Raw genomic sequence first — 236 nt, 5'->3', positions numbered from 1 at the left:
TTGCAGCAACTTGGTTTGCCGAGAATTTTTCACTTTAGATATGGTTGAGGAATCGAACTCGAAAACACTGAAGCCAGCAACTTTCGAAAGCCTTACAACCCTTGAATCTTCAAAGCGCTATAACGCCAGCTTAAACCGCAGACAACGCACAAATCAAGCCGCCGCATTACGCCTTAAACACGAAAATCACCGCAAACCAAAAATGCCACGCGTTGTTTGTCGGTTTGAAGCTTTTG

General features: G+C 44.5%; 1 protein-coding gene. It reads left to right on the top strand.

The features are described from left to right. The coding region (locus tag HC752_RS25550) for a hypothetical protein (RefSeq protein ID WP_342029505.1) at window positions 1-236 on the top strand (236 nt) is incomplete at both ends.

The organism is Vibrio sp. S9_S30, from assembly GCF_014694455.1.
Taxonomy (GTDB): domain Bacteria; phylum Pseudomonadota; class Gammaproteobacteria; order Enterobacterales; family Vibrionaceae; genus Vibrio.
This window is presented reverse-complemented; position numbering and strand designations above follow the sequence as displayed.